Raw genomic sequence first — 9162 nt, 5'->3', positions numbered from 1 at the left:
TTCCCATCATGTCGGGATCGAAGCGGCGGGATGGAAGCCCCCGCCATGCGGGCCGCGCAGGGCGCTGGCAGGCGCCCCCGCCCTGGACAAGCCGCCCCGATCGCGCGAAGAGGCCACCCAAATGCCGCGTCGCGGGCCCCGCGTCCGGTCAGGCGAGCAGGTAGGAGGTGGCGAAGCCGCTCGTGCTGCACACGTTCAGCTGGCTGAGGGTGCGGGTGTAGGTGAAGCCGGGGGGCACGCTGCAGGCCCAGATGCCGCTGCGGGGCTGTTCGAGCAGGTAGGAGGTGGCGAAGCCGCTCGTGCTGCACACGTTGAGCTGGCTGAGCACCCTGGAGTAGGTGAAGCCGGAGGGGACGGTGCAGGCCCAGAGGCCGGTGGTGGGGGTTTCGACGTAGTACGAGGTGGCGAAGCCGCTCGGGGAGCACACGTTGAGCTGGCTGAGCACCCGCGTGTAGGTGCTGCCCGCGGGGACGCTGCAGGCCCAGACGCCCATGACGCCGACCTCGGGGGTGGCGGTGGGGGCGGGTGCGGCCTGGGCGGTGGCGGTTCCGGTCGCCAGTGCGAGCGCGAAGGCGGCGCCCGCCAGCAAACTCATGATCTTGCGCATGGTCTCCCTGTCCGTTCTCCCTGGTGCGGCGGCCGGGCACACGCTAGGGGCGGTGGGGACTGGATGGGTCTGTTTCGGGAGGTGTTTCATCCCCGGTGGGGTGGGATGGCACCTGATGTGATCAACAGGTGGTTACCGGTGGTGCGGGGGTGAGCCCGGTCGGGGGGAATCGTGGGGTGTGGGTCGCTCGTTCGGGTCAGAAGGGTGGCCAGGGGATGGCGGGCCAGTCGCGTTCGTGGTCGACGGCGGGGAGGGTGCCGGTGGCGATGAGGCGCTTGGCGCGGGAGCCCAGTGCCCAGACCTCGGCGCGGGTGAGGTGCTCGTGCAGGGTCTCCCCCAGGTCGCCGTCGAGTCCGGCGAGGAGGCGTTCGGTTCCGGCGATGGCCTGGTCCGGGAGCGGTTGGGACTCCCAGCCCCACAGGACGGTGCGGAGCTTGTCCTCGGCGTGCAGGCAGATGCCGTGGTCGACGCCGTAGACGTGGCCGTCGGGGGCGTGCAGGACGTGGCCGCCCTTGCGGTCGGCGTTGTTGACGAGGGCGTCGAAGGCGGCCATGAGGCGCAGTGCGGGGTGGTCGCGGTGGGCGACGACGAGGGGTTCGCCGTCCTCGGAGGTGGCGTGGAGGACGGGGATGCGGCCGGGGCGGAGCTGGTCGGCGGGGACGAGTTCGACGAGGTCGTCGTCCTCGCGGGTGTCGATCCAGAGCTGGGCCATGCCCGGCCCGAGTGGGCCGGGGCGCAGGACGGTGGGGGGTACGAGGTCGAAGTGGCAGGCCTGGGAGATGAGGTAGGTGGCGTGCTCGCGTCCGGCGAGGGTGCCGTCGGGGAAGTCCCAGAGGGGGCGTTCGCCGCGGACGGGTTTGTAGACGCAGGTGGCGGTGGCGCCGTCGAGTTCGACGTCGCAGAGCAGGGTGGCGTTGGAGGCGTCGACGAGTCGGCCCCGGATGTCGAGCGTGCCGTGGGTGAGCAGCTCGACGACGTCGTTGTCGTCGGGCCGCCGCACCGCTGTCAGCTCTCCTCCGAGCGGCGGTAGCCGTTCTGCCTGGGGCAGATGTGGCCCTCGGGGTCGAGGGGTTCGCCGCACAGGGGGCAGGGTTTGCGGCCTGCCTTGACGACTCGTTCGGCGCGTTCGGCGAACGCCCTGGCCTCGGCCGGGGTGAGGAAGACGCGGACGGCGTCCGGGCCTTCCTCGGTGTCGTCGAGCACGACGGCCTCGTCGACGTCCTCCTCGGTGACGGCGAGCAGTTCGATGACGACGGCCTCGGACTCGGAGTCCCAGCCGAGGCCCATCGTGCCGACCTTGAACTCCTCCTCGACCGGCACCGCGAGGGGTTCGGTGTCCCGGAGGTCGTCGGGGGCCGCTTCGGGGACTTCGGCGCCGAACCTGCGGTGAACCTCCTCCAGCAGCGAGCCGATGCGCTCGGCGAGTACGGCGACCTGTTGCTTCTCCAGCGCGACGCTGACCGTCCGGGCCTCCTCGGAGGCCTGGAGGTAGAAAACGCGCTCGCCGGGTTGCCCGACTGTGCCGGCGATGAACCGGTCGGGCTGGCGGAATACGTGGATGACGCGTGCCATGACGACACCGACCCTAGGCCACGGCGTGATGATCGGCAGCCCTGGCCCGTGTTTTCCGGGTGTCGGGGCCGTGCGCGCGGGTGTGCGCGCGCGGGGCGTTAGGGTCGGTTCGTGGTGGAGATCGCGTCGTACGGGACGTGGGAATCGCCGGTGACGGCGTTGGAGGCGGCGCGGGCGGGTGGTGGGCCCCAGTGGGTCTGGCTGCACGGTGGCGCGGTGTGGTGGGCGTGCTCGCTGCCCTCGGAGGGGGGTCGGCTGGAGCTGCTGCGGGACGGGGCGCCGGTGTTGGGGGCGCCGTGGAACGTGCGGAACCGGTTGCACGAGTACGGGGGTCGGCCCTACGCGGTGGTGGACGTGCCGGGTGGGGTGCGGGTGGCGTTCACGAACTGGGAGGACCAGCGGATCTACCTGCTGGACCCGGACGGTGGTGGGGTGCCTGTGCCGATCACGGTGGAGCCGTCGGTGCGGCACGGGTTGCGGTACGGGGACCTGGTGGCGGGGCCGGACGGCGGGTCGGTGTGGTGCGTGCGGGAGTCGGTGACCGGTCCGGCGCCGACGGACGTGGTGCGGGAGATCGTGTCGGTGCCGCTGGACGGTGGTGAGCCGGTGGTGCTGGCGGCCAGTCACCGGTTCATGGCGGGGGTGCGGCCGAGTCCGGACGGGGCTCATCTGGCGTGGATCGGGTGGGATCACCCGGACATGCCGTGGGACAGCTCGGAGCTGTGCGTGGCCGGGGTCGGTGGTGGGCACCGGGTGGTCGCGGGTGGTGCGGGCGAGTCGGTGTGCCAGGTGGAGTGGGACGGCAGCGCGGCGCTGCTGGCGCTGACGGACCCGGACGGCTGGTGGAACCTGCACCGGATCGGGTTCGACGGGTCGCGGGAGAACCTGGCGGCGTGCGAGCGCGAGCTGGGTGGGGCGTTGTGGAAGCCGGGGCAGACGTGGTTCGCGCCGGTGGGTGACGGTTACCGGTACGCGGTGCTGGCGTCGGGGTCGTTGGCGGTGCTGGACGAGCGCGGGAGGTCCGTGACGCCGGTGGAGGTGGACCTGCCGGTGTGGCAGGCGGGGATCGTGGTGTCCGGTGGGGTGGTGGCCGGGGTCGCGGGTGGTCCGCTGGTGGAGTCGTCGGTGGTGACGCTGGACCTGTCGACGGGTGTGGTGGAGCACCGCTCGGAGGCCGCGGCGCCGCACGCGCGGTACCTGCCGGAGCCGGAGCTGCGGGTGTTCTCGCGGCCGGACGGGCAGCGGGTTCCGGCGTGGGTGTACCTGCCGTTCAACCCGGACTTCGCGGCGCCGGAGGGTGAGCTGCCGCCGTTCGTGGTGCACGTGCACGGTGGGCCGACGGGTCGGTTCGCGCCTGCGCTGGATCTGGACTTCGCGTTCTTGACCAGTCGGGGCATCGGTGTGGTGGCGGTGGACTACGGGGGGTCGACGGGGTACGGGCGGGCGTACCGGGAGCGCTTGCGCGGGCAGTGGGGCGTGGTGGACGTCGAGGACTGCGCGGCGGTCGCGGAGGCGTTGGCCGCGGAGGGGACGGCGGATGGCGCGCGGTTGGCGATCCGGGGTGGTAGCGCGGGTGGGTGGACGTCGGCGGCGTCGTTGACGTCGGTGTCGACGTACCGGTGCGGGATGGTGGCGTTCCCGATCCTGGACCTGGCTGGGTGGACGGCCGAGGGCGGGGAGACGCACGACTTCGAGTCGCGGTACGTGGAGGGGTTGGTGGGTCGGCTGCCGGAGGCCGCGCAGCTGTACCGGGACCGGTCGCCGAGCGGGCGGGCGGACCGGTTGGCGGGTCCGGTGCTGATGTTGCAGGGGTTGGAGGACGAGATCTGCCCTCCGGCGCAGGCGGAGCGGTTCATGGCGGGGTTGGCGGGCAGTGGGGTGCCGCACGCGTACCTGGCGTTCGAGGGTGAGCAGCACGGGTTCCGGCGGGAGGCCACGATGGTGGCGGCGTTGGAGGCGGAGCTGTCGTTCTACGGGCAGGTGCTGGGGTTCGTGCCGTCGGGTGTGCCGGTGTTGGGGTTGAGCTCGTGAGCGGGTTGTTGGCGCCGGGTGACCGGGTGGTGGTGGTGTCGCCGTCGTCGGCTTCGCCCGCGGAGGACGTGGACGCGGGGGTGGCGCTGCTGCGGGGGTGGGGGTTGGACGCGGTGGCTGCGCCGCACGCGAAGGACTACCACCCTGGTTTGCGGTACCTGGCGGGGACTGATCCGGATCGGGCGGCGGACCTGACGGCGGCGCTGGTGGACCCGGCGGTGCGGGGGGTGCTGTGCGCGCGGGGCGGGTACGGCGCTCAGCGCATGGTGGACCTGGTGGACTGGCCGTCGGTGGCGGCGGCGGAGCCGTCGGTGTTCGTGGGGTCCAGTGACGCGACGGCGTTGCACGAGCGGTTCTCGGCGTTCGGGTTGGCGTCGTGGTTCGGGCCGATGGTGGCGACGCCGGCGTTCCTGTCGGACGCGGTGGCGCGGGAGAACCTGCGTCGGGCGCTGTTCGAGGGGGTGCGGTCGTACTCGGGTGTGCCGGTGGTGGGTGGTCGGGCGTCGGGGGTGGCGTTCGGGGGGAACCTGAGCCTGCTGGGTCCTCCCCCGCCGGAGGGCGCGGTGGTGCTGGTCGAGGAGGTCGGCGAGGAGCCGTACCGGGTGGACCGGATGCTGACGGCGCTGCGGCGGTCGGGGTGGTTCGGCGGGGTGGCGGCGGTGGTGCTGGGCTCGTGGGACGGGTGCGGTGACCGGTCGGTGGTGGACGAGGTGCTGGCGGACCGGTTGGGCACGTTGGGTGTGCCGGTGCTGGGGGACGCGGGGTTCGGGCACTGCCCGGAGCAGGTGACGGTGCCGCTGGGGGTGCGGGTGGAGGTGGACGCGGACGCCGGGGTGGTGACGGTCCTGGACCGCGCCGGCAGTGGTGGGCCGCGGCCGTTGTTGGATGTGGCGAGCTGACCTGAGGGGTCGGCGCGGTGACCCCCGTGGGGGCCGGGATCTTCCTCCCCGGCCCCCACGGCTTTGTCGGGTGCGGGGTCAGGCGTGGGTGGTGAGCCGGTCGGCGAGGTCGGCGTACCGGTCGAGGGCGGTGGCTCGGGCGGTGTCGCGGTGGGCCTCGTGCTCGGCCAGGCGGGCGAGCAGGGCGTTGCGGACCTCGTGGTAGCAGTCCGGGCCCAGGGGCAGGCGCAGCGGGGTGTGGCCGCTGTCGACGAGGTCGACGAGGGCGGCGGCGATCTTGTCGGGGTCGTTGACCAGGGGGATCTCGCCGCTGGTGATGGCGCGGCGGACCTGTCCGGCGGGGCCCGCGTCGTACTCGGGCATGACGGGGGCGGTGGCCAGGGCCTGGCCGAAGCCGGTGGGGGCGGCGCCGGGTTCGACGATGGTGAGGTCGATGCCGAAGGGGGCGATCTCGGCGGCGGCGGTCTGGCAGAAGCCCTCGATGCCCCACTTGGCGGCGTGGTAGTAGCCGAAGTTGGGGAAGGCGGCTTGGCCGCCCGCGGTGGAGATCTGCAGGACGCGGCCTCGGCCCTGGGCGCGCAGGTGGGGCAGGGCGGCGCGGATGACCGCGATGGAGCCGAGGAGGTTGGTGTCGATGACCTGGCGGATCTGGTCGTCGGTGGCTTCCTCGACGGAGGCGAACACGGCGTAGCCGGCGTTGTTGACGACGACGTCGATGTGGCCGAGTTCGGTGAAGGCGGCGGTGACGACCTCGTTCACCTGTTCGGTGTCGGTGACGTCGAGGGCGCGCACCCACAGCCGGTCGCCGTGCTCGGCCTTCAGGTCGGCCAGGACCTCGGGGCGGCGCAGGGTGGCGGCGACGCGGTCGCCGCGGTCGAGGAGCCGCCGGGTCAGCAGCAGGCCGAAGCCGGATGAGGTGCCGGTGATGAACCACGTGCTGGTCATTGCTGGGGTGTTCCTCTCGCTCAGGTGCTGGTGGTGACGCTATGAGCTGGAGTCGAGGCGAGGTCAACTCCGTAGGGTGGGTGAATGACCTCGGTGACGGACGCACCCCTGCTGACCATCGGCGACGTGGCCGGGTTGACGGGGTTGAGCGTGCACGCGGTGCGCTTCTACGAGCGGGAGGGGTTGTTCGTGTCGCCCGTTCGGCGCAACGCGGCGGGGCGGAGGGTGTTCGGGTGGGAGGACGTGGGGTGGTTGCGGGCGTGCGCGCGGTTGCGCGGGGCGGGGATGCCGGTGCCGGAGATCCGGCGGTACGCGGAGCTGGTGCGCGCGGGTGAGGGGACGGTGCGGGAGCGGTTGGCGCTGCTGCGGGCGCACGAGGAGCGGATGGCGGCGCAGGTGGCGGAGCTGACGTCGTTGCTGGGGGTGGTGCGGGGGAAGGTGGCGCTGTACGCGGCGCACCTGGAGGCGGGGTCGGCGCAGGCGTTGTGGGTGGACAGCCCGGACTGCTCGCCGCCCGCGCCGCCGTCCTCGCCCTCGTCCTCGCCCTCGTCCTCGTCCGGTGGTGTCGGGGGGCGGCGTTAGCCTGCGCGGTGTGGCGGAGGTGTCGGGCCCGTGGGGCGTGTGGCGGGTGGTGTGCCGCATCGACGTGGACGAGGCGGACTTCCCGTGGTTGGCGGGGTCGGTGACGGCGGGGCCCGCGTTCGACGGGTGCGCGCCGCTGTTCGCGCGGGTGCGGGAGCTGGCCGGGCGGGCGTGGTTCCGGTTCAGCGAGGAGCCGTTCGAGGGCTGAGGCCGGGCTCTGCGGGGGTCTGGTGGTACCTGTCCCGGCGGGGTCTCCCGGACGTGCGGGACCGCTGCCAGCCTGGGCGCATGGCTGAGGACCTGCTCACCGCGCACGCGGACCTGTTCGACCTGGGCGGCAAGCGCGCGCTCGTCACCGGCGGCACCAGGGGCATCGGGATGATGATGGCGCGTGGCCTGCTGCGGGCGGGTGCGAGCGTGGTCGTCAGCTCGCGGGACGCGGACGCGTGCGCGGCGGCGCAGCGGGCGCTGTCCGCGTTCGGGGAGGTGCGGGCGATCCCCGCCGACCTGTCCCGGCACGAGGGGTGCCTGCGCCTGGCCGAGCTGGTCACGGCGGGCTCGGAGCGCCTGGACGTGCTGGTCAACAACGCGGGGGCGATGTGGCGCGAGCCGCTGGAGACGTTCCCGGACGAGGCGTGGGACAGCGTGGTCGACCTGAACCTGAAGGCGCCGTTCTGGCTGGTGCGGGCGTTGCTGCCCGCGTTGCGCCGGGCCGGGACGGCCGACGATCCCGCGCGGGTGGTCAACGTCGGCAGCATCGCCGCCATCCACGTCGCCGCCTCGCCGAACTACTCGTACGCCGCCAGCAAGGCGGGGTTGCACCAGCTCACCAGGGTGCTGGCCAGGGAGCTGGGGCCGCAGCACGTGGCGGTGAACGCGGTGGCGCCCGGACCGTTCCCGTCGCGGATGATGGCGGCCACGCTCGACGTCGCGGGCGAGGCGATCGCCGCGAAGGCCCCGCTGGGACGGCTGGGTCGTGACGACGACATGGCGGGGGTCGCGGTGTTCCTGGCCAGTCGGGCCGCGGCGTACCTGACGGGCGCGGTGATCCCGGTCGACGGCGGCATCGCCACGACCGCGTCGGGCACCTAGAGGCGGGAACCCTGGGACGGGGACCTGGAGGCGGGGACCTGGAGACGACGGGCACCCGGAAGTGGGCGCCGGGGCCGAGGAGGGGTGGCGATGATCGACCTGCGCACCGAGATCAGGGAGTTCCTGGGGTCGCGCCGCGCGCGGATCACCCCCGAGCGGGCCGGGTTGCCCGTCTACGGCGCCAACCGCCGGGTTGCGGGGCTGCGCCGCGAGGAGGTGGCGCTGCTGGCCGGGGTGTCGGTGGACTACTACGTGCGCATGGAGCGCGGCAGCCTCGCGGGCGCCTCCGACGGGGTGCTCGACGCGGTGGCCTCCGCGCTGCAGCTGGACGAGGCCGAGCGCGAGCACCTGTTCCACCTCGCCCGGCAGTCCCGGCCCTCCGGCGTCCCGCGTCGGGCACGGCCCGCGGGGGCGGTGCGCCCGGCGCTGCGGCGGGTGCGCGACGCGGTCGCCGACGCGCCGGCCTGGATCTGCAACGGCCGCTACGACGTGCTGGCCGCGAACCGGCTGGCCGCCGCGCTGTTCTCACCGGTGCTGGCCGGCGCGCGCCGTCCGGCGAACACCGCGCGGTTCGTGTACCTGGAGCCCGAGGCGGCGGGGGCGTTCTTCGTCGACCACGAGCGCGTCGCGCGCGACGTGGCGGCGAAGCTGCGCATGGAGGCCGGTCGCGACCCGCACGACGAGGACCTGATCGCCCTGGTCGGGGAGCTGTCCACGCGCAGCGCGCTGTTCCGGCGGCGGTGGGCCTCGCGGGACGTGCGGTTGCACCGGTCGGGGCGCAAGCGGCTGCGCCACCCGGTGGTGGGCGCGCTCGAGCTGGACGTGGAGTCGATGGAGCTGCCCGCCGATCCCGGTCTGCTGCTGAGCGTCTACACCGCTCCGGCGGGCACGGCGAGCGCGGACGGTCTGGCGCTGCTGGCGTCGTGGGCGGCCGGTCGGGAGAGCGGGGTGCGGGCGTTCGGCTGACCTGACGGCCCGCCGTGCCGGTCGGTCGCAGTGTCGGGAACGCGCAGTTCACCGGTGTCGCCCTCCCCCTCGGCGGGCGCCGTTGACCGGCATACCGACCGGTCGGTACCCTCGCGGCGTGGGCAACGCGAGGACGCGTGAGGTCGACGCCGTGGTGCTGGACTGGGGCGGGGTGATGACCGTGCCGGTCCCCGCGTTCGTGGACTCCTGGCTGACCGCCGAGCGCATCGACCGCGAGCGCTACACCACCACCCTGCGCGCCTGGATGGGCCGCTCCGCTCCCCCGGACACCCCGGTCGCCCGCCTGGAGACCGGGGAGCTGCCGGTGGCCGAGTTCGAGGCGCTGCTCGCCGCCGAGCTGACCACCCTGGACGGGACCCCCGTGCCCGCGCCCGGCCTGCTGCGCCGCATGTTCGGCCAGGCCCACCCCGACCCGGCGATGGTCGACCTGGTGCGGTCGGCGCGCGC

General features: G+C 73.7%; 10 protein-coding genes and 1 pseudogene. 7 read left to right on the top strand and 4 right to left on the bottom strand.

What is annotated here, in order from left to right:
- Window positions 1–148 precede the first annotated feature (148 nt).
- The 3 genes from ACTUAL_RS20150 to ACTUAL_RS20140 form a co-directional block, all read right to left on the bottom strand.
- A complete protein-coding gene (locus tag ACTUAL_RS20150) occupies window positions 149–607 on the bottom strand; it encodes a hypothetical protein (protein ID WP_096494404.1) in 459 nt (152 codons plus the stop codon).
- Window positions 608–803: 196 nt separating this feature from the next.
- The gene (locus tag ACTUAL_RS20145) at window positions 804–1607 is read right to left on the bottom strand and encodes an SCO1664 family protein (protein ID WP_096494406.1); all 804 of its coding nucleotides are present in this window, start codon (window positions 1605–1607) and stop codon (window positions 804–806) included.
- A 5-nt stretch (window positions 1608–1612) separates the two neighbouring features.
- Complete coding sequence (locus tag ACTUAL_RS20140) at window positions 1613–2179, bottom strand: DUF3090 domain-containing protein (RefSeq protein WP_015802237.1); 567 nt, start codon at window positions 2177–2179, stop codon at window positions 1613–1615.
- 111 nt (window positions 2180–2290) lie between these two features.
- Here ACTUAL_RS20140 and ACTUAL_RS20135 point away from each other — a divergent pair, with 111 nt between their 5' ends.
- Window positions 2291–4210 carry a S9 family peptidase gene (locus ACTUAL_RS20135; RefSeq protein WP_440901340.1) on the top strand — a complete coding sequence of 640 codons (1920 nt, stop codon included), beginning with the start codon at window positions 2291–2293 and terminating at the stop codon, window positions 4208–4210.
- A complete protein-coding gene (locus tag ACTUAL_RS20130) occupies window positions 4207–5109 on the top strand; it encodes a S66 peptidase family protein (RefSeq protein ID WP_440901339.1) in 903 nt (300 codons plus the stop codon). The genes ACTUAL_RS20135 and ACTUAL_RS20130 overlap by 4 nt, the downstream gene beginning before the upstream one ends.
- Before the next feature lie 78 nt (window positions 5110–5187).
- Here the strand turns inward: ACTUAL_RS20130 and ACTUAL_RS20125 are convergent, their stop codons facing one another.
- On the bottom strand, window positions 5188–6054 hold the full coding sequence (locus tag ACTUAL_RS20125) for an SDR family oxidoreductase (RefSeq protein ID WP_440901338.1): 867 nt from the start codon (window positions 6052–6054) through the stop codon (window positions 5188–5190).
- Window positions 6055–6138: 84 nt separating this feature from the next.
- Here ACTUAL_RS20125 and ACTUAL_RS20120 point away from each other — a divergent pair, with 84 nt between their 5' ends.
- The 5 genes and pseudogenes from ACTUAL_RS20120 to ACTUAL_RS20100 form a co-directional block, all read left to right on the top strand.
- Window positions 6139–6636, top strand: a complete 498-nt coding sequence (locus ACTUAL_RS20120; protein ID WP_440901337.1) for a MerR family transcriptional regulator — start codon at window positions 6139–6141, stop codon at window positions 6634–6636.
- Window positions 6637–6646: 10 nt separating this feature from the next.
- A complete protein-coding gene (locus ACTUAL_RS20115; RefSeq protein ID WP_440901336.1) occupies window positions 6647–6844 on the top strand; it encodes a hypothetical protein in 198 nt (65 codons plus the stop codon).
- A gap of 80 nt (window positions 6845–6924) precedes the next feature.
- Window positions 6925–7728 (top strand): SDR family oxidoreductase, encoded by an 804-nt coding sequence (locus ACTUAL_RS20110; RefSeq protein ID WP_440901335.1) that lies wholly within the window; start codon window positions 6925–6927, stop codon window positions 7726–7728.
- A gap of 84 nt (window positions 7729–7812) precedes the next feature.
- Window positions 7813–8694: a helix-turn-helix transcriptional regulator gene (locus ACTUAL_RS20105; RefSeq protein ID WP_440901334.1), complete on the top strand. Its 882-nt coding sequence runs from the start codon at window positions 7813–7815 to the stop codon at window positions 8692–8694.
- 118 nt (window positions 8695–8812) lie between these two features.
- Window positions 8813–9162, top strand: a pseudogene (locus ACTUAL_RS20100) (HAD family hydrolase); the annotation flags it as partial.

This window comes from Actinosynnema sp., assembly GCF_052038725.1.
The sequence above is the reverse complement of the archived record's forward strand: the minus strand, read 5'-3'. Positions and strand labels throughout refer to the sequence as shown.

Bases quoted from the DNA above. Each gene is read 5' to 3' on its own strand.
- ACTUAL_RS20150 (WP_096494404.1), bottom strand. From the start codon at position 607: ATGCGCAAGATCATGAGTTTGCTGGCGGGCGCCGCCTTCGCGCTCGCA.
- ACTUAL_RS20120 (WP_440901337.1), top strand. From the start codon at position 6,139: ATGACCTCGGTGACGGACGCACCCCTGCTGACCATCGGCGACGTGGCC.
- ACTUAL_RS20140 (WP_015802237.1), bottom strand. From the start codon at position 2,179: ATGGCACGCGTCATCCACGTATTCCGCCAGCCCGACCGGTTCATCGCC.
- ACTUAL_RS20110 (WP_440901335.1), top strand. From the start codon at position 6,925: ATGGCTGAGGACCTGCTCACCGCGCACGCGGACCTGTTCGACCTGGGC.
- ACTUAL_RS20125 (WP_440901338.1), bottom strand. From the start codon at position 6,054: ATGACCAGCACGTGGTTCATCACCGGCACCTCATCCGGCTTCGGCCTG.